Source organism: Dokdonella sp. (assembly GCF_035703485.1).
Lineage (GTDB): Bacteria > Pseudomonadota > Gammaproteobacteria > Xanthomonadales > Rhodanobacteraceae > Dokdonella.
In genome coordinates, this window is the sequence record NZ_DASSYD010000169.1 from 1 (window position 1) to 19,710 (window position 19,710).

At 59.4% G+C, this 19,710-nt stretch carries 12 protein-coding genes; 7 read left to right on the top strand and 5 right to left on the bottom strand.

Annotated features, from left to right (window positions below; genetic code table 11):
• Nucleotides 1–103: 103 nt before the first annotated feature.
• The 7 genes from VFN25_RS13075 (at nucleotide 104) to VFN25_RS13105 (ending at nucleotide 12,787) form a co-directional block, all read left to right on the top strand.
• A complete protein-coding gene (locus VFN25_RS13075) occupies nucleotides 104–1,012 on the top strand; it encodes a hypothetical protein (RefSeq protein WP_325142606.1) in 909 nt (302 codons plus the stop codon).
• A 59-nt stretch (nucleotides 1,013–1,071) separates the two neighbouring features.
• The gene (locus tag VFN25_RS13080; RefSeq protein ID WP_325142607.1) at nucleotides 1,072–2,781 is read left to right on the top strand and encodes an FHA domain-containing protein; all 1,710 of its coding nucleotides are present in this window, start codon (nucleotides 1,072–1,074) and stop codon (nucleotides 2,779–2,781) included.
• 85 nt (nucleotides 2,782–2,866) lie between these two features.
• Nucleotides 2,867–4,939: a GlcG/HbpS family heme-binding protein gene (locus tag VFN25_RS13085; protein ID WP_325142609.1), complete on the top strand. Its 2,073-nt coding sequence runs from the start codon at nucleotides 2,867–2,869 to the stop codon at nucleotides 4,937–4,939.
• Between the two features lies 1 nt (nucleotide 4,940).
• Nucleotides 4,941–6,794, top strand: a complete 1,854-nt coding sequence (locus VFN25_RS13090; RefSeq protein ID WP_325142611.1) for a hypothetical protein — start codon at nucleotides 4,941–4,943, stop codon at nucleotides 6,792–6,794.
• Nucleotides 6,795–6,840: 46 nt separating this feature from the next.
• Nucleotides 6,841–10,761, top strand: a complete 3,921-nt coding sequence (locus VFN25_RS13095; protein WP_325142613.1) for a multiheme c-type cytochrome — start codon at nucleotides 6,841–6,843, stop codon at nucleotides 10,759–10,761.
• A 40-nt stretch (nucleotides 10,762–10,801) separates the two neighbouring features.
• Nucleotides 10,802–11,284 (top strand): nuclear transport factor 2 family protein, encoded by a 483-nt coding sequence (locus VFN25_RS13100; RefSeq protein WP_325142615.1) that lies wholly within the window; start codon nucleotides 10,802–10,804, stop codon nucleotides 11,282–11,284.
• 48 nt (nucleotides 11,285–11,332) lie between these two features.
• On the top strand, nucleotides 11,333–12,787 hold the full coding sequence (locus VFN25_RS13105; RefSeq protein WP_325142617.1) for a phospholipase D-like domain-containing protein: 1,455 nt from the start codon (nucleotides 11,333–11,335) through the stop codon (nucleotides 12,785–12,787).
• Nucleotides 12,788–12,817: 30 nt separating this feature from the next.
• Here VFN25_RS13105 and VFN25_RS13110 read toward each other — a convergent pair whose 3' ends face one another.
• The 5 genes from VFN25_RS13110 to VFN25_RS13130 are packed head-to-tail and all read right to left on the bottom strand — an operon-like array spanning nucleotide 12,818 to nucleotide 19,674.
• The gene (locus VFN25_RS13110; RefSeq protein WP_325142619.1) at nucleotides 12,818–14,506 is read right to left on the bottom strand and encodes a hypothetical protein; all 1,689 of its coding nucleotides are present in this window, start codon (nucleotides 14,504–14,506) and stop codon (nucleotides 12,818–12,820) included.
• Complete coding sequence (locus tag VFN25_RS13115; RefSeq protein ID WP_325142621.1) at nucleotides 14,503–16,638, bottom strand: DUF4175 family protein; 2,136 nt, start codon at nucleotides 16,636–16,638, stop codon at nucleotides 14,503–14,505. The genes VFN25_RS13110 and VFN25_RS13115 overlap by 4 nt, the downstream gene beginning before the upstream one ends.
• Complete coding sequence (locus VFN25_RS13120; protein ID WP_325142623.1) at nucleotides 16,635–17,780, bottom strand: BatA domain-containing protein; 1,146 nt, start codon at nucleotides 17,778–17,780, stop codon at nucleotides 16,635–16,637. Before VFN25_RS13120 ends, VFN25_RS13115 begins: the two co-directional genes overlap by 4 nt.
• A complete protein-coding gene (locus VFN25_RS13125) occupies nucleotides 17,777–18,670 on the bottom strand; it encodes a DUF58 domain-containing protein (protein WP_325142625.1) in 894 nt (297 codons plus the stop codon). The genes VFN25_RS13120 and VFN25_RS13125 overlap by 4 nt, the downstream gene beginning before the upstream one ends.
• 8 nt (nucleotides 18,671–18,678) lie before the next feature.
• A complete protein-coding gene (locus VFN25_RS13130) occupies nucleotides 18,679–19,674 on the bottom strand; it encodes a MoxR family ATPase (protein WP_325142627.1) in 996 nt (331 codons plus the stop codon).
• Nucleotides 19,675–19,710: the final 36 nt, after the last annotated feature.

Consider the following 19,710-nt stretch of genomic DNA (forward strand, 5'->3'; position numbering starts at 1 on the left):
GACACTGTCCAGGCGGGAGTCTCCAACCTCGCGCCACGCGTAGTCATGCGAAAGAGAGCGACATTCGGTGCCCGGCGCGTATTCAATTCAGGTGGAACGTGCCGTGCATGATTCCCTGCTAACTCATGCCAAATCGCGATATCTCTGGATTTCGCTGGCGCTCTGTGTGGTTTCGCTTGTTCTGTATATATGGCATGACCCGGGAATTGCTCCCAATGGAGGAACCTGGCTCGGCTATACCCTGGGAACCGTCGCCGCATTGTTGATTGTCTGGCTGATGCTGTTCGGCATTCGCAAACGCAGCTACTCGACAACCATGGGCACGACCCTGGGCTGGCTGTCCGCGCACGTCTACCTCGGCACGGCATTGATCCTGATTGCCCTGCTCCACTGCGGATTCCAGTTTGGCTGGAATCTGCATACGCTGACCCTCGTTCTGATGCTGCTGGTCATCTTCAGCGGATTCTTCGGCGTCTACGCTTACCTGCGCTACCCAACCCTGATGACGCGAAATCGCGAGAGCGCGACACGTGACGCGATGCTCGAGGAAATTCTCGAAATCGATCAGAACGCACTGTCACTCGCCGACGGCATTGCTCCCGAGATTCATGGTGTCGTACTTCGCTCAATCGAAAACACAAGACTCGGTGGAGGTGTGTGGAATCAGCTTCGCGCGCGTGATGGCTCCGACATTGCCATCTCGAAGGTGCGATCAGCGATTGAACAGCGGGAAACGCAGATGGGAGCCCCACCGCCAGCAAACATGCAAGCGGGGCAAACGATGCTGGTGATGGTCGACTTCCTTGCCGGCCAGGCCGATGACAAGCAATCCGAAGCGCTGCGCAAACTGATCGACATGCTTTCGCGCAAGCGGAGTCTCGCTTCTCGAGTGGCCAGGGATATCCAGTATCAGGCCATCATGGAAATCTGGCTCTATATTCATGTCCCACTGTCGGTGACTCTGCTTGCCGCCTTGATCGGACACATCATTTCCGTATTTTTCTACTGGTAGGAAACATACCGTCCAATGACGCCTGACGTACCAGCAAGAAAACATGAGGGGACTATCCGATGCGTTGGCTGATTCGTCGCGTCCTCAAGAAAAGTTCGAGTTCGATCTCTTACGAGGACGATATCCACTTCGGCGAAATCCTGACCATCGGACGCGCGGCCGACCAGGCCATTTTTCTGCCCGATCTTCGTGCCGCACTGAATCACGCCAGCATCAGTTCGATCGGCAAAGGCAAATATCGCATCGAGTCACTCATTGTCGCGGGCATTCGCGTCAACGGTGAGATCACCTACTCGATCACGGTAGGCACTGGCGCGGTCATTGAATTGGGCTCGACCCGCCTGACCCTGCTCGATATCAGCGGAGATTTCGACGCTGCGGTTGAAGTCTCAACGATCGACAAGTCCGAGCAAGCTGCGATTGTCTCGAAACGCAAAATGCCAACCAGCCTTTCGCAGACGTGGATCAGCAAGCGCTGGCCATCCTGGCTCGGCTTCATTCTGGTTCTCGCTTTCGGCCTGCTGCTACCAGCGGCAACCCACGTCGTTCCCGGCTTGAACAAGGTTCTTCGTTACTCACCATTGCCAAGTACTGCGTTCTGGAATCCCGGAGAACTCGACTCTGCCCATCAATTTTTTGCAAACGACTGCACACGCTGTCATCAACACGCGTTTCTGAGGGTGCGCGACAACGCCTGCAGCTCGTGCCACACGAAAACCAAGGCTCATGCCGATCCGGCAAAATTCAATATCGCCGCGCTCGGCGATACACGTTGTGGCACTTGCCATCAGGATCACAACGGCAAGCGTGGCATGATCAATACCGATCAACGCTTGTGCTCCGATTGCCATGCGGATCTCAAGGAGCTGACCAAGGGTGCCAGCCAGATTGTCGACGTGTCAGATTTCGGTACGAAGCACCCACAGTTTCATGTGAATCTGCCGGGCTGGAGTGCTGACAACCGTTTCACACCGAAATCCATGCTCTGGTCGAGCGGGCTGAAGGAGAATTCCGGCCTCAAGTTCAACCACGAAAAACATCTCGACCCCAAGGGTCTGAATACACCCGATGGTCGTAAGTACCTGACATGCGCCAACTGCCATCAGCCGGATGCCGGCGGTGCGGGGATGAAGCCGATAGCCTTCGAGAGCATGTGCCATGAATGCCACACACTCGGTTTCGATACGCTCGCTCCCGAACGCGAAGTGCCGCATGCAAATGCCGAAGCGGTGACCTATACGCTCAACGAGTTCTATGCAAAGCGCGCACTTGAAGGAGGCTATGCGGATGCGCGCGCGCCTACCATCGTCCAGCAGCGACGGCGCCCGGGCTCACCGCCACTCTCTCGTCAGGAGCAGATCGAGGCATTGGCCTGGGCGCGCGATCGTTCGGCGCAAGCAGCGAAAACCCTGTTCACCGGAAAGGCTTGCGTCACCTGTCATAGCGTGAGTCCTCCACCTGCCGGCAAAGACACCTGGCAAGTGGCACCCGTGCGAGTTTCAGGCACCTGGTATACCAAAGCAAATTTCAATCATGCCAAGCACCAGACCAGTGCATGTGAGGATTGTCATGGCGGGGCCCCGAAATCCGAAGCTTCCAACGATCTGCTGATTCCGGGCATTGAAAATTGTCGCGAATGCCATGCCGGTCCGCATCAAAGCGGCAAGGTCGCCAGCACGTGCATCGCGTGTCACGACTACCATAGTTCAGCGTTTCTAACCCTGGACAAAGCCGCTTCGCCAGCAACAGATTCGATGTCCGGGCGATAGCAGCAAGGTTGGCGCAACAAGTTGACTGGGCTATCATCGATTAGGGGATACGCGTGCGTAATTTTGGCAGGCGACGGGAGGCTCAATGGGGATTGCCAGATTTGGCCAATATTTGATTGGCGCTGTGTTGCTTGTCGGTTGCGGTGGGGGCAGTAATTCCACGAGCCAGACCGGCACGTCACCACCGGCCAGCCCGCCGCCGGAGAGCTCCGATAGCGGATGTACAGGCTCGTGTGCGGATGCGACTTCGTTTCTCAGCACGGGCGACATTGGCAAGATCATTGCGCAGGCGGTCAATGAAGCCTCTGCTCAGAATCTTCCGGCGACCATTGCTGTCGTTGATCGAGTCGGCAACGTGCTTGCCGTCTACCGCATGAATGGTGCCAACCCTCTCGTACGAATTGGCACCAATCGCGGTGTCGTCGGCGGGCTTGAAGGGCTGATCGTGCCGAGCGAGTTGGCAGCCGTATCCAAGGCTGTGACCGGCGCCTATCTTTCCAGCGAGGGCAATGCGTTCTCGACCCGTACGGCAAGCCAGATCGTCCAGGAGCACTTGAATCCGGGCGAGCGCAATGCGCCTAGCGGCCCGTTGTTTGGTGTCCAGTTCTCGCAATTGCCTTGTTCGGATTTTTCCCGGCAACTGGCAGACAGCGTCAGTGGCGTGGGTACCGGGCCAGGCCCGCATCGCTCTCCTTTGGGACTTTCAGCCGATCCCGGCGGGTTTCCGCTGTACAAGAACGGAGTCCCGGTCGGCGGCATTGGTGTTGCTGCCGACGATGACTACTCTCTGGATCCGGACATCAATGATCTCGATCGCAATATCGACGAATACATTGCCTGGGCGGGAACATTCGGCTTCGGTGCACCGGTGGACCGGCGTGGCGACGTCATCACCATCGAGGGCAAGACTTTCCGCTATACCGATGTGGAGTTCAGTCGGCTCGCGCTCGATCCTGCCGCCGCTCCCGCCTACAGCAGTCTGACACCGGCCAGCGGCGGACTGATCAATGTCCCTGGCTACTATGCAAGTGCTGGCGGGATCCTCACCGGCACGGCTTTCGGCCAGATTGAGTCCGGAATCCGCGCGGCCGATACGAACTACAGCGGACTCGATGCATTTGTCGTTGACGACGGATCAGGCAATAACCGCTTCGCGCCGCGGGCTGGAACAGACGGCGCCGACGCACTGACTGAGGACGAGGTTCGCGTCATTGTCGAGGAAGCTCTCAAGGTTGCAAACCGTGCACGGGCGCAGATTCGTCGCCCGCTGTCGACACCCGCCAGAGTCAGCGTTTCGGTAGTCGATACCAATGGCGTAGCGCTGGCCATTGCGCGTACCCGCGACGCGCCGATTTTCGGCACCGACGTCTCGCTGCAGAAAGCGCGTACCGCCATGTTCAATTCCGGCGCGTATGCCGCCGGGGATCTGCTTGGGGCACCAGCACCGACCGCATTGATGACGCCGGCGGCTGCGAACTATCTGTCGGATACGGTCGATCTCAGTGCAGGCACCGTCGCACTTGAGGTTGTCGCAACAAGTCTGTTTTCCGATACGCTGGCCCGGCTGCGTACCTTCCTCGGTTTGCCGACGGTTCTCGGCGATGGCGCGATCGCATTTACCGACCGCGCTGGCGGCAACATGGCTCGCCCCTACTATCCCGATGGTGTCGACGGCACACCACCCGGCCCATTCAGCTATCCGGTGGCTCAGTGGAGTCCATTTCAGGTTGGCCAGCAACTTGATCTTGTCTACAACTCGGTTGCCCTGACCCTGGCCGCCTACCTGCAACAAGCGGGATTGAGTGTTTCTCTTGCGGGTACGCCTTTGCCAATGTTGCCGACCGACCTGCCCCGCACCTGTACCGGCATTCCGCGCATTGCCAATGGCATCCAGATTTTTCCCGGCAGCGTACCGATCTATCGCGGCACGACTCTGGTCGGCGGAGTTGGCGTGTCCGGTGATGGCGTTGAACAAGACGACATGATCAGCTTTCTCGGCGTGCACAACGCCGGCCAGATTCTCGGCACTCTCGGCAATGCACCTCCTCCAATGCGTGCTGACAACCTGGCGCCAAGCGGCGCGCATCTGCGCTATATCCAGTGCCCGCAGTCTCCCTTCATCGGTTCAAACGACGACAACGTCTGCGAGGGCAAGTGATATGGCCATCAAGACAACGCTGATCAAGTCGCGCCGAGTCCATCGACCTGTTTTGTCCCTGAGCGTCGCGATCTGCGCAACCCTGCTTTGCAACGGTAGCGCCAACGCTCAATCGACCAGCACGGCAACTCCGAACCTGCTCGAATTTCTCGGCATCCTGCCTGCCGTAACCTATGATCCTTACCAGTCGCAGATTCCACGCCGGCGGCCAGGACATCCACCAGAGCCGCTACCGATGTTCGTCGAGCAGAACCCCGACGCGGTCAATCCCGCACCGGTGGATCAAGCTGGCGAATTCCTGCCGGTACCCGATCGTTGGCGCATCATGGAGTCGCTTGGTTTCAAGCATTCGCTGCTCGATCCCTACAACCAGAATGTTCTCAAAGGCGACAAGCCGATTCGTGGCAACGACCACTTCCTCAGTCTGCTGGCAATCTCCGACACCATCATCGAGCCACGCTCGATCCCGACTCCGGTAGGCCCACAAGGCACGGGCGGCAGCGGTGATCTCGACGTGCTTGGCAGGACCAATCAGCTGATCCTTGCACAGACCTTCATTTTCGGTGCCGACTACTATATCGGCGACACCACATTCAAGCCGCCGGATCTCGAGTTCAAGACCCTGCTCGCGTTCAACTACAACCGCGTCCAGACACAAGAGCCTCGCGCGTTGCAGGTCAATCCTGATCTCGGAAAAATTCGGGATGACGGCTTCATTGGCGTGCAGGAACTGTTCGTCGACAAACACCTGCGCAACGTATCTTCGCGCTACGATTTCGACTCCATCCGGGTCGGTATCCAGCCATTCAACAGCGATTTTCGCGGCTTCCTGTTTCAGGACAGTCAGCTGGGAATCCGCCTGTTCGGCAATCGCGACAACAACTTTTGGCAATACAACTTTGCCTGGTTCCGTCGTCTCGACAAGGACATCAATTCCGGCCTCAATGATGTCACCAAGTCGCCGCGCAAAGATGATGTCTTCATTGCCAACCTGTACCGTCAGGATTTCCCGTTCGTAGGATTTACCTCGCAAATCACGGCGGCTTACAACCGCAACCGTGAAGATAGCGCCTTCTACGATTCCAACGGTTTTATCCAGCGACCGTCGTCACTCGGTCTCGAGATACCCCGCACCTATGACGTCGGCTACTTCGGCTACAACGCGGATGGCCATATCGGCCGGATCAACCTGACCGCATCCGCCTATTACGCCTTCGGCAAGCAGACCCCGGGCGTATTCGTTCGCAAGGGCACCGACATCCGGGCCGGCTTCGCTGCTGCGGAGGCTTCGATTGACTACAGCTGGATACGTCTGCGCGCGTCTCTCGCCTATGCCAGCGGCGATGACGATCCCTACGATGACCGCTCAACAGGTTATGACGCGATTTTCGAGAATCCGATATTTGCCGGTGCCGATACGAGCTATTGGATACGCCAGAACGTTCCGCTCATTGGTGGCGGCGGAGTCGCCCTGGCACAGCGCAATGGCTTGCTGAACAATCTGCGCTCATCAAAGGAAAACGGCCAGTCGAATTTCGACAACCCCGGCCTGCGCTTGATTGGCATGGGTGCCGACTTCGACCTGACCCCGGCCAGTCGGGTCGCCGCCAATCTCAACGCATTGTGGTTCGACAACACCGCCGTCCTCGAAACAGCACGCAATCAGGGTGATATTGGCCGTCATATTGGTACCGACGCGTCGGTCTCCTGGATCTATCGTCCACATTTCACCCAGAACATTATCGTCCGTCTTTCCGCCGCTGCGCTTCTGCCGGGTAGCGGGTTCAAGGATCTTTACGGTGACCAGCACAGTACCTACTACTCGGTACTGGGCAATATCGTGCTGACTTATTGAGGCGCATGTCATGAGAAAGCCGATGCCGACCCAAAGCAACCCTGAAATGAACAGATCATCGCTTACAGCTTGCAGTCGCTCGAATACCAGGACGTCAGCGCATAAATGCGTATTCGCCTTTGCTCTCTTCGCCATGGTTTGCGGCTCGTTCGCCTATGCAAGCGAGGAAGTCGCGGTTGAACGTGAATACGTCACCGCGCCGAACGCGCCCGCGTTTCAGACCGAGGTTCAGGCTGACGCCAAATCGCAAGGTTGCATTTCGTGCCATCTGGAATCCGATCGCAAGACCATGCACGCGAATCCTGCCGTCGTGCTTGGCTGTACCGATTGCCACGGTGGTGATTCGACGGTCAACGCACCACAGGGCGTTTCTGCGCAACGAGTTGGCGGCCATGACGCCGCGCACGGCGATGACAGCGATCACGGCCATGGCACCACGGCTCGCTTCGAGCCGGCGTACCAGGAGGCCATCGACCGCGCCCACGTGTTGCCCCGGTTCCCCGACAAATGGCCCTCCAGCGCGAACCCGAAGCGCAGCTACACCTGGCTGCTCAAGGAATCACCGGAATTCGTGCGTTTCGTCAACCCCGGCGACCTGCGTATCGCCCGCGAAGCTTGCGGCGCCTGCCACCTGCCGGTAATCCAGGCCAGCGAGAAAAGCTTGATGGCCAACTCGGCAATGTTCTGGGGCGCAGGCGCGTACAACAACGGCATCCTGCCGGCCAAGCACTCGATTCTTGGCGAAGCCTACGATCGTGACGGCAACCCCGCTAGCGTCAGCAATGGAATACCCAACGACGCCAACATGGATGCCCACGGCATTCTGCCGAAGATCAGCCCGCTGCCAAGCTGGGAAACCACCCCCGAAGGCGACATCTTCCGCGTCTTCGAGCGCGGTGGACGCAACATCAACAACCTGTTTCCGGAAATCGGACTGCCCAATGAAGCCGGCCAGATCCAGCGTCTTGAAGAGCCGGGTCGCCCCGACATCAAGCAATCCAATCGCGGACCTGGCACCGGCAGCCGTGTCTCGATACCGATTCTCAACATCACCAAGACCCGTCTCAACGATCCATTCCTGTGGATGATGGGTACCAATGACAATCCCGGCGACTACCGCTCATCCGGCTGCAGTTCCTGCCACGTCGTATATGCCAATGATCGTGACCCTCGCCATTCGGCGATCTATGCGAAATTCGGCAATACCGGAACCAGTCAGCAGGTCGATCCGACCATTCCGAAAGGTGAGTCTGGGCATCCGCTCAAACATGAGTTCACGCGCCAGATCCCGACCAGTCAGTGCATGATTTGCCACATGCATCAACCGAACATGTTCATCAACTCGATGCTCGGTTACACCATGTGGGATTACGAGTCCGACGCTGCCTCGATGTGGCCCAAGGAGCAGCAATACCCGGACGCGGAAAAAATGCACAAGATTCTCGAGCGCAATCCCGAAGAAGCAGCCATCCGCGGCAAATGGGGAGACCCGGATTTTTCAAAGGATGTTTCACTGCTCAATCCACAGCTGAAAGATACCCAATTCGCCGATTATCACGGCCACGGCTGGAACTTCCGCGCCGTGTACAAGCGCGATCGCAAGGGCAATCTCCTCGACAAGGTCGGCACCAGGATCGCCGACGACGATCCGGACAAGTGGAAGAAGGGCGTGCATCTGTCTTCAATCCACGTTGATGTCGGCATGCAGTGCGTTGATTGCCATTTTGCCCAGGACAACCACGGCAATGGTTACCTCAAGGCCGAGGTCATGGGCGCAGTGGAAATCCAGTGTCAGGATTGCCATGGCACCGCAGATACCCTGCCGACGCTGAAAACTTCGGGACCTTCAGCATCCAAGTTCGGCACGGATCTGCTGTTGATCCGCAATGCCGACGGCAAGAAGCGCTTTGAATGGATGGGTGACAAGCTGATCCAGCGCTCGGCGGTAACACCGGATCTGGAATGGACCATGAGTCTGGTCAAGGAAACTGCCGACCCGATCTCCGGCACCTACAACGAAAAAGCCACGCGCGCACACACGATGTCCATGGATACCGACCAGTTGCGCTGGGGCGCCGATGTGCCGAAGGATCAGCGTGCGCACAGCGAAGACAAGATGCTCTGCTATGCCTGTCACACCTCGTGGACGACAAGTTGCGGTGGCTGCCACCTGCCCATCCAGGCCAACTGGAAAACCGAGCGGCACAAGTACGAGGGCGGCGAGACGCGTAATTTCGCCACCTACAACCCGCAAGTTGCCCGTGACCAGATGTTCTTCCTCGGCAAGCACGGCAGCATCAAGGGCGGCAAGATTGCACCGGTACGCTCGTCCTCGGCATTGGTGCTGTCGTCGACCAATATCAATCGCGAGAAGATCTACGTCCAGCAGCCGCCGATTTCCTCGTCCGGCTACAGCTCGCAAGCGTTCGCGCCGCACTACCCGCACACCGAACGCAAAACCGAGACCAAGGATTGCGAGGATTGTCATCTTTCGAAGAAGAATGACAACAACGCGATCATGGCGCAGTTGCTTCTGTTCGGGACCAAGTTCATCGATTTCGTCGGCTATCACGCCTGGGTCGGTGGCGACGGCGAAATCAGCGCGGTCAGGGTCACCGAATGGGATGAACCACAAGCCGTCATCGGCAGCTATCTGCAACGCTTCGCCTATCCGGATTGGTATGCCACGCACCAGGAAAACAAGCAGCAGTTGCAGGTGGCACAAGAACACTCGGCAGGGGTCGCCAATTGCCTGCAATTGCGTGGTGAGTACCTGTATGTCGCCGAAGGCAAAAAGGGATCGCGTGTCTACGACGTGGCCAGCATTGCCAACAAGGGCTTTTCACAGAAGCTGATCACCGCGCCGTTCTCGCCACTCGGACATGACACGGCCATCAAGTCGAAGAACGCGACTTGCATCGTTCTGCCGACCACCCAACCCGTCGCACCGGAACGCAATACCGGCGAACTCATGCGCGTGAAAAATCAAGAGCAACCGATGCATCCGCTGTACAAGTACGCCTTCATTACCGATGCCGAAGAAGGCCTGATCGCCACCGATATCGACACCCTCGCTGATGGTGATCCGCGCAACAATTTCCTGACTCGCGCAATGACATGGAACGGAAACGGCGTACTTGCCGGTGCACGCCATGTGACCATCGCGGGCACCACGTTCTACGTCGCAACCGATGCGGGAATCGTGGTTCTGGATCTGGATGATCCACTCAAGCCTCGCTACATGAAAACCATTCCGATCGCAGATGCTCGCGCCAGCCAGGTCCAGTTCCGCTATCTGTTTGTCACGGCGGGAGACGGATTGCACGTTGTCGATGTCACCAAGCCTGAAGATGCAAAGGAGGTTCCAGGCGCCACGGTTCCGTTGCGTGATGCACACAAGCTGCATGTTGCGCGGACATTTGCCTACGTGGCCGATGGAGCGGACGGCCTGGCGATCATCAATGTGACCAATCCCGAGCATCCCAAGCTGTTTCAGATGTTCAATGCCGATGGTCAGATCAATGACGCACGCGACGTCATCGTTGGCACAACCAACGCATCACTTTTCGCCTATGTTGCCGACGGCAAGAATGGCCTCAAGGTGATCCAGTTGACCTCCCCGGAACTGCAACCGAAATTCTACGGCTTCACACCGGATCCAAATCCGCAATTGATCTCCTGGTACCCGACGAAAAAACCCGCACTTTCGCTTTCGCGCGGGCTGGAACGGGATCGAGCCGTCGATGAAACCGGTCACCAGATTGCCGTATTCGGTCGCATCGGTGCGCGGCCATTCAATCTGGAAGAAATGCGCAGACTGTTCCTGCGCCCCGATGGCACACCGTGGTTTGTCAGCAACGAGGTCGACGACAACGGCACGCTTTCCGTCGATGAAGAAAACCAGAAGCGTCGCACCCAGGGGGCAGCAGGATCAACTGGCGCCGCCGCTCCGGCGTCCTTGAACTGAACCGTCGGCGCCGGACTCGCAAGGGTCCGGCGCACTCCTCATGCAAAGCGAAAACAACGCGACCCTTCTGCAGAATTTCTATTCGGCATTCAGCGCACGTGACGGCGCGGGCATGAGTGCTTGCTATCACGCCGAGGCCACGTTCAAGGACCCGGTATTTGATCTGCAAGGCGCAGAAGTCGGCGCAATGTGGCGCATGCTGTGTTCGCGCAGCTCCGATTTGCGCGTCGAAGCGACGAATCTGTCCGCCAACAACGATATCGGCAGCGCCGACTGGCAAGCCTGGTACTCGTTCTCCGCCAGCGGTCGCGCCGTGCACAATCAGGTCCATTCCCGCTTCCGCTTCGCCGAAGGGCGGATCATCGAACAAGTCGACACGTTTTCATTCATGGCCTGGTCGCGACAAGCGCTCGGCCCGGTCGGCATGTTGCTGGGCTGGACGCCACTTCTGAAAGGCAAGGTCCGCGCAAACGCTCGCACCGCTCTCGATCACTACATCGCGAAGGAAGGCATTCGATCCTGATCCGCCAGTCGCGGCGCCATTCATTTCAGTAGCGCTACACTTCGCGGAATGTCCGCCCTGCCCTCGACGCCACTCGCCTATCAGTCCAGCACCTCAATGCGCATGCTCGCTGCGCAGGCGTTGAGCCGGGCTGCAGGCGCGCCGCTGATCACCGGAAACGATGTCGAACTGCTGATTGATGGCCGGGCGAACTTTGATGCCTGGCTCGCTGCCATTCGATCCGCCTGCTCGACCATTCTTTTTGAAAACTACATTTTCAACGACGATGAATTGACCGCCGAATTTCGCGCCGCACTGATTGATCGCGCCAATGACGGGGTCCGCGTCCTGGTGATTCGTGACTGGCTTGGCTGTCTCGGGCAATCCAGGCGCAGCTTCTGGCAACCCCTGATTGATGCCGGTGGCGAATTGCGTACATTCAACCCGCCGAACCTCGGCAGTCCCTTCGGCTGGCTGTCACGTGATCATCGCAAGCTGCTGGTGGTCGATGCCTCGGTCGGATTCCTCGGTGGACTCTGTGTCAGCGCAAAATGGCTGGGCGACCCTTCACGCGAGATCTCACCCTGGCGTGATACCGGCGTCGCCGTGCGAGGACCCGCCGTTCGCGACCTGGCCGCCTCATTCGTCGACACGTGGTCGAGTCTGGGCACCGCTCTGGCCGATGACGTCCTTGATGCCTTCAATGAAATCGAGACTGCCGGCGAGATCGATCTGCGCGTCATCGCGACCGTTCCGAACCGGGCCGGAATCTATCGCCTCGATCAGTTGATCGCGTCCATGGCGCGCGAACGCTTGTGGTTATCCGATGCCTATTTCGTTGGTATCGCACCGTATGTCCAGGCACTTTCTTCCGCGGCTCGCGACGGTGTCGACGTGCGCCTGCTGGTTCCCGGCAGCAGTGACATTCCAGCCATCGGCGGCTTGTCCAGAGGCGGCTATCGTCCATTGCTCGAAGCCGGTGTCCGCGTATTCGAATGGAACGGCTCGATGCTGCATGCAAAAACCGCCGTCGCCGATGGACGCTGGGGACGAGTTGGATCAAGCAACCTCAATGTCGCCAGTTGGCTCGGCAACTGCGAACTCGATATCGCCGTCGAAAACATCGATTTTGCCAACCAGCTGGAACGCCAGTATGAAACCGACCTTGAGAATGCGACCGAGATTGTTCTCGGCGATCGTCGGCGGGTATGTCACCAGCAGCCACGCAGCCGTGGCGCGACGAAAGGCCGGGGTGGCAGTTCCAGTCGTGCCGCCGCTGGTGCCTTGCGTCTCGCCAACTCGATGGGTGCCGCGATCTCCAACCGCCGCGTCCTGGGTCCGGCGGAATCGGTTTCGCTCGGTCTGGGTGCGATCGCGCTGGGTGTGACCAGTATCGTCGCCTTCCTCTGGCCGGCGGTGATCAGCTGGCCGCTGGCTGTGCTGGCACTGTGGATTTCGGTCATCCTGGCAGCGCGCTATGTGGCGGCGAGAAAAAAGCAGATTCCGCCGAAGAAAGGCGACTGACTCCATCAGGCCCACTCGAAGCCTGTGCATCTATCGTCGTTCGAGCCACCAGAAGACGGAACAGACCAGCAACCAGGCGAGAAACAGTTTCCAGCGCGGCAACGTCGCGCGATAGCTTGTCTGCTTTGGGGCATCTTGCTGCAGTTGGGCAGTGGCTTGGTGGCGCTCAGCCCGGACAAGGGATCGACCGGCCTCGTCCGGGTAGACGAAAACCGGCCACTGCGCACCGGCATTGTCCAGGTGATGCCAACCCGGTTGTTCTGGCCACCAAGCGGCGCAAGCATTCGCCGTCGTATCGATCAGCAATTCATGCCGCCGAGCATCAGGATCCTCGATACTCGCTCCGGCTTCGAGCTCACACAGTACGCTGCGCTCGCCGACACGCGGACGCGCTGGCAAGGCGGGAAGCGGATTGCCACGGGCACGCGAAACGCGCGTGAAAATGCCACTCCAGAGTGAACCATAGCGAATCGAATCGCCGCTCAACTGCAGCCGGTAGCTGTCCAGCGGAAGCCACGCCCCAACCCGGCCCTGGGCGATGGCGCGCCATGCCACAAGCACGGAGCCATCTGCGTCAACCGCATAGGCAACCACATCGTTGCTCGTCATCTCCACCGGGGCTCGTGCCAGTGTCATGTCGGGCAGAGGTTTCACCAGAGCGACCGAGCGCGAAACATCGGCAGGTTTGATCTCGAATCCCAATCCTTTCCAGTCCGAAGCAACCGCAGCAGGCAGTGGTCCGGTCACTCGCAAGAGCAGGCCCAGGCCTTGCTCGACGGCGGTGCGGACCAGAGTCTTGGCCGAGCTTGAAAGACCTGCCCAGGCACGTTGGTCGATGATCAGCAGATCGGTCTCGGCCAACACCTCCGCGCTCAGCGACGGGGCGTTCTGTTTCTGGTCAATGCCGCGGCTGAGACCGATGCGGCTGGCAACGATATTCCCGGAATCGACTATCCAGCGACGCAAATACTTGAGATCCGCATCGGGACCACCCGACAGAATCAGGGTTCGTACGGAATCTCCGTCGACAACAACAATCGGAAGCGGAACCTCCTCGATCACCTTTTCCTGATCATCGAGCAGCTGCAAGCGATAAAGCGTCTCACCGGGCGCTTTTGCCCGGAGGCCAAGAGCGAAACCACCCTCTGCATCCGCTGTTGTCGTCGCCACGGTTTGATCACTTCGATCACGAAGTCGAAGCTGCAGCTCTCCCTTGCCGACAGCACGACCACGGACCGTTCCGGCCGCCCCTTCGCGCACGAAATCGGGCTGCGACAGTTCAACAATCCCTTGCAGGGCCCGGCCCGGTTCGAAAACGAGCCCGCGATCGCCGACAACCTCGCGATCCCGCGCGGGCAAGCCATCGCCGAGCACGCGAAGATCACCAATCTCGGGATGCTGGCGCAGGCCGGTGGCCAGATCAGGCACTTCAAGGATCGTCGGATCGCTGGTTTCCACACTGGGCAAGGCGAGCGTCGGCACGCCGGGCTTTCGCTCATCGATTTGTCGTGACCCAACTCCCGGCGTCAGGATGATTCCCGTCTCGCGAGGCAGATCAATTGCGGGTGGAAAAATGAGCAGATAGAGCAAGGCAGCCATGAGCCCGTGACCGAGCACGCGAGTCCAGCGCCAAGGTCGGGTTCCACGCAACACGCGCAAGGCGCCGAGCAGAGCAGCAAGGGCGAGTACCCCAATGATTGAACCTTCGATCACATTCACGGCAGCGTTCCGTCGTTGATTCGATCGAGATAGTCGCGTCCCGCCGCATCCGGGGTGTCACGCAGTCGGGTTACCACGGGTGAAGGAGGCAGTGCCTGCCAGAGCAGATTGAGCAGGCGTTCACGACATTCGCTGCATTGCGGCTGTCGACGCAACGCATCAACCGCCGCGATCAGATTCAGCGCATCGGCTCGCTTCGCACCCTCGCCCCGCAACCAGCCATCGAATGCTTCGAGATCTACTGAAGAGTCGCTTGAAAGCGATTGATAAATATGGGAAATCTTCTGATCATCGCGATCCGAATCGACAAGCACACCGCGCGGATCGCGAAGCCCTTTGCGCTCCCCAGTCAGGCGTCGACTGGTATCGACCGGAGGCAGCTCGAGGCCAACCCGGGAAAGGTAAATGCGCGTCGATTGCTGGACTTGCTTGATGTAGGCAAGTGCGCGATTTTCGTAGGGCAAGGCCTTACCGGGATGGCCCTGACGCAGATGCAGTTCGGCCTGCCACATTTCGGCCAATGCCGACTTGAGAATCTTCTTGGTCTGCGGATCGAGCAGGGTTGCCGCTCCGGCATGATCGTGAGTGTGGCCGTACTCGGCGAGGATATTGCTCACTTCGCCGAACGTCGATGCCGACGATCCCTCCGGCTCGTGGCCATGATCTTCGGTCAGCGCATCCTGTTGGGTCGCCTTGTCGTCATCGTGCTCACCCGGCTCATGGCGTTCGGCCGCGCCGGATTCAAACTCTTCGCCGAGAAACTGACCATAGCGCAAGCGCAGGATTTTCTGGTCGACGCCGATCTTGTCGGAACGCGCGAGGAAGCGGTCGTCGTCCAGTCTGGAGTGCTCCTCGATCAGCGCTTCCGAGTCGATGATGATCTGACGCTGACTGCGGAAATAGGCGGGTAGAACCTTTTGCACAATGCCTTCGACCCCCTCGCCGTCACTGGCCCGTTCCGGCGGCCAGCGCAGAATGTAGCTGGCACTGCGTGAAGTGTTCGCGGACGGTGTGCGTTGGTCGGACACGATGAGTCGAACGATCAGATCGTCACCTGCGGCAAAACCGAGCGAGGCGGGATCGAGCTGTCGACGAAAACGTTGCCTGCGTGGATCCGCACTCGCTTCTGCGCGCAGGCGCTCACTGCGCTCACTCACCGTCACCTGCTCGCCACTGCCTTGGGCGAGGGTCATCGCCAATCGCGCATCGCCAATGCCGTAGTCATCGGTGACCTCGAATTCCAATGACCATGTTCGCTGGCCGGCATCGACCAGGCTCAGGGTCTTGTCCGGCAGGAGTACATGAATCTCGGGCGGCTGATCGACGATGGCGTCCAGTCGATAAAGGCGATCCTCAAGCAGCGGTGACGAGGAGTCGATGGCGATGCGATAGAGCGCCGAATCATTCAGGACCTTTTCGCCGACCCAGACGGACTGCTCCTGCTGGAGCGGAATCTCGCTGCCATCATGGAACTGCAGCTTGGCCGATACCGGTTGTGGATCGAATTCGAGTCGCCAGCGAAGCTGCGATCCTGCGGCGACTTTTGCTTCCAGCACCGGCTCTGAACGTGCAGCCAGACCGGTATATGCCGGAGCCTCAATATCGAGCAGCGACGAACGTATCGTTGTATTCAACACTCGCGTTTCGGGTTGCGCCGAACCATTGCTCTGCGGCAGCGGAATGAGCGCCGGCCCGGGCAGCAATCCGGCCAGCGGAATCAGAACAAGCATTATTCCGGCGAGCAGCAACGGAACGCGCCATGACCATGCTGGCCGCAGATCCGGCAGCGCCGTCGAGCGGATGTTCGCCAGCAAGCGCTGTCGCTGCAAATCTTCCAGCGCAGTTCGTTTCGCAGCGGAACCCAGCAGCAAATCGGCGCTGTCCTCAAACACGGGCGAAGAAGCATCCAGCCTTCTCACGACACGCGCGTCATCGACGCAGCGTACCGCCCGGATCAAGCGGTAGACGAGCACGACCAGAGCCAGAAACGTCGCTGCAAGAACTACGTCAAACGATGCCAATCGAGTGAGCAAAGCGACCGCCGCGATCAGTGGCAAGACCCAGATCAGGACATTCGCCACATGTCGGCGAATCATCCGCTTGCGCAATGTTCCGATCACGGCATGGCTCATGCGATCTGCCTGCGTGTAGCGAGAACGCGTTCGAGCAGGAACAGCAAGGCCGCAAGCAGGCCGATCAGCGCAATCAATGAAGTCTGCGATTTCGCCACGGCACGATTGACGACCAGAGGCTCGACCTCGCGGGCGAAAGCACGTTCAGGGGGGCGTGGGACAGGCAGGAACAATGCCTGCAAGCGTTGCGGAAAATCGGCATCCAGCAGGCCAGGCAGGCTTTCTGGCGTCAACGTTGCCTGCAAGTGGATCACGGCTCCACGGCCAAGCCGTTCCTCACTGGCAACAACGTCGGCCTGGTCGCTGCGCCAGACCGGCTGGCCCTGCCCGACCTCGCCATCAACAAGCAGCACCCGCCCGCCATGCCTGATCCAGGGCTTGATCGAATCCGGCAAAGGCGCATCGAGCCAGATCAAGGCGTCAGTCTTGTCTGGCAATGGCGTCGCCAGCGGCTGATCATCTACCTGCCATTGGCGGGAGCCGATCGCATTCCAGACACCGACGGCGGCGCGCAGATAGCGAAGACCGGTCGAATCATCAGCTCCGTAGCGAATCGCAATGGTTTGCTTGCCCGCTTGCTGAGCCGGGGTGGTCGCGTCCGACTTCCCGGCAACCTCCTGCCAATCGATCGCACGAGTGAGCACTATTCGCTGTGCATCGAGACCGCCGATTTCGGCTGGAACCAGCACGCTCAAGCTGTCCTTCGCCGGCAGGCTCGCATCCAGCTCGCGCAAGAGACTCGACAACGGCTGATCGGTTTCAGTGATGGTCTCGCCAATCGCTGGAAAACCCGGGGTGAGCCATAACCACTCTGCCCTGGCGTCATCGACCTGCTTGCGCGCGGCGACCAGATCAACACCGGTATCCACGGCGACCACATGACGTGCCTCGCGCCAATCCCCCTTGAGCATCGGCAGCGCGATCAGCAATGCGACCATTGCGATCAATGCCAATCGAGTCAGCAACAAGCCAAGATCATCAAACTGCAATCGCCGTCGCGGGCGCACGCTTTCGCGCAACCAGCGCAACGCGGCAAAATCGGTAATGTGCTGCTCGGGCCGGCGAATCAGGTGGATCAGCAAAGGCACGATCAATCCGGCCAGCGCGATGAGTCCGAGCGGAAACAGCAAGGCGACGCTCATCGACGTTCCACCATCGTTTGCGATGAGCCAAACAGCTTTTGCAGCGGCTCATCCAGCGCTCGATCAAGCACATGCTCGACGTGCAACACACCGGCCGCTGCAAAACGCTTGGCCAGCTCGGCACGCGCCGCTTCAAAGCGCTTGATAAAGCCTTCACGGGCCAACCTGGCATCGATACGCAATTCCGCGCCGGTTTCCGGATCACGGAATCGGTGCCCACTCCTGAACGGGAAATCGCGCTCCTCGGCGCTGATCAACTGGATCGACAGCACTTCACGGCGGGCGGCGGCGAGGCGCGTGGCGAGTTCGACCAGATCATCGTCGAAGCAATCACTGAGCAAGAGCACCAGCGAGCCTGGCAGGATTCGTTCCCAGAGCGGTCGCAGCTTTTTCGCATCAGGCAAGAGTCCGCCACTGTTGAGCGCGGCCAACTCGAGCAGGCAGCGGTCACGCTGGCGCGGGCCCGCAGCATCGGCAACGAAGCGTAGCGCCTGCGATGAAAGGCCGATCAGGCCGAAGCGATCACCCTGGCGCAAGGCCAGTTCGATGGTGCAGGCGGCGAGCAACTTGGCCGCATCGAGTTTGCTGTAGTCGGCACGGGCCTGGTCGGCCTGGGCCATCGAGGCGCTGGCATCGATCACGATCCAGATCGTCAACGGGCTGTCGCGTTCGGCTTCACGAACAAAGTAGCGATCCGAACGCGCATACAATTTCCAATCGATGCGCCGCGGCTCGTCGCCCGGCTCGTAGCCACGATACTGGGCGAACTCAAGACCGGCACCCCGACTGCGGCTGGCGTGCATGCCAAGACCATTGCCACCCGCAGCCGAGCGCGCGCTCAAACGCAAATCCCTGAGCCTGGCGCGCAGTTCGTCGGTCAGCTCGAACATCGGATCGCTCAGGCCGGGAACGCGACCGAGCGTAACAACACCTCGATCACATCATCAGTACTGCGACGTTCGGCTTCGGCCGCAAACGAAAGCAACAAGCGGTGGCGCAAAACGGGTGAAGCCAGCGCCTTGACGTCATCGCGTGTCGCCGCGAGGCGACCGTGAATCAGGGCGCGCGCTTTCGAGGCGAGAACCAGTGACTGGCCGGCACGCGGGCCGGCACCCCAGCGTACCCATTCGCGAACTTCGGAAATCTCACTGTGCTGCGGCCGCGAGGCGCGAACGAGACGCGTGATCCAGGTCATCAAATCGTCGCTGACATGGACCTCACGAACAAGCTTCTGCAGGGCAATGACTTCCTCGGCGTCCATGACCTTGCTGACCTGCCCACTCGAACTGCCCGTCGTCCGGGCAAGAATCGAACGCTCTTCGTCCTCGTCCGGATAGTCGACGCGGATATGCAGGAGGAAACGATCGAGCTGGGCTTCGGGCAGCGGATAGGTGCCCGCCTGTTCGAGCGGGTTCTGCGTGGCCAGCACGAAGAATGGCTCGGGCAGCGTGTAAGTTGTTCCGGCGTAGCTGATCGTATGCTCCTGCATCGCTTCAAGCAGCGCGGCCTGGGTCTTCGGCGGTGTCCGGTTGAGTTCGTCGGCAAGCAACAAGCTGGTGAACACCGGGCCCTTCTGGAACTTGAAATAGCGCTTGCCGGTACCGTGATCCTCTTCGAGAATTTCGGTGCCGAGAATGTCGCTCGGCATCAAATCCGGGGTGAACTGGATACGCCGGAATTCCAGATGCAAGGCCTGCCCGAGTGAACGTACCAGCAAGGTCTTGCCGAGACCGGGCACGCCTTCGAGCAGGCAATGGCCACCGGCGAGCAAGCCGATCAGCAATTGTTCGACGACCTCATCCTGACCGACGATGGCTTCGGCGATTGATTCGCGCAGTTTGGCCAGCTTGCCGATTTGATTCTGGATGTTCTCTTCTGTCACCGCTTCATTCATTCCAGCTGTTCCAATTCATCATGGAGCTTCCGATCC

Excerpts from the sequence above, each read along its gene's own strand:
- VFN25_RS13100 (WP_325142615.1), top strand. The coding sequence starts at position 10,802 with ATGCAAAGCGAAAACAACGCGACCCTTCTGCAGAATTTCTATTCGGCA.
- VFN25_RS13130 (WP_325142627.1), bottom strand. The coding sequence starts at position 19,674 with ATGAATGAAGCGGTGACAGAAGAGAACATCCAGAATCAAATCGGCAAG.
- VFN25_RS13080 (WP_325142607.1), top strand. The coding sequence starts at position 1,072 with ATGCGTTGGCTGATTCGTCGCGTCCTCAAGAAAAGTTCGAGTTCGATC.
- VFN25_RS13085 (WP_325142609.1), top strand. The coding sequence starts at position 2,867 with ATGGGGATTGCCAGATTTGGCCAATATTTGATTGGCGCTGTGTTGCTT.
- VFN25_RS13105 (WP_325142617.1), top strand. The coding sequence starts at position 11,333 with ATGTCCGCCCTGCCCTCGACGCCACTCGCCTATCAGTCCAGCACCTCA.
- VFN25_RS13095 (WP_325142613.1), top strand. The coding sequence starts at position 6,841 with ATGAACAGATCATCGCTTACAGCTTGCAGTCGCTCGAATACCAGGACG.
- VFN25_RS13125 (WP_325142625.1), bottom strand. The coding sequence starts at position 18,670 with ATGTTCGAGCTGACCGACGAACTGCGCGCCAGGCTCAGGGATTTGCGT.
- VFN25_RS13090 (WP_325142611.1), top strand. The coding sequence starts at position 4,941 with ATGGCCATCAAGACAACGCTGATCAAGTCGCGCCGAGTCCATCGACCT.
- VFN25_RS13115 (WP_325142621.1), bottom strand. The coding sequence starts at position 16,638 with ATGAGCCATGCCGTGATCGGAACATTGCGCAAGCGGATGATTCGCCGA.
- VFN25_RS13120 (WP_325142623.1), bottom strand. The coding sequence starts at position 17,780 with ATGAGCGTCGCCTTGCTGTTTCCGCTCGGACTCATCGCGCTGGCCGGA.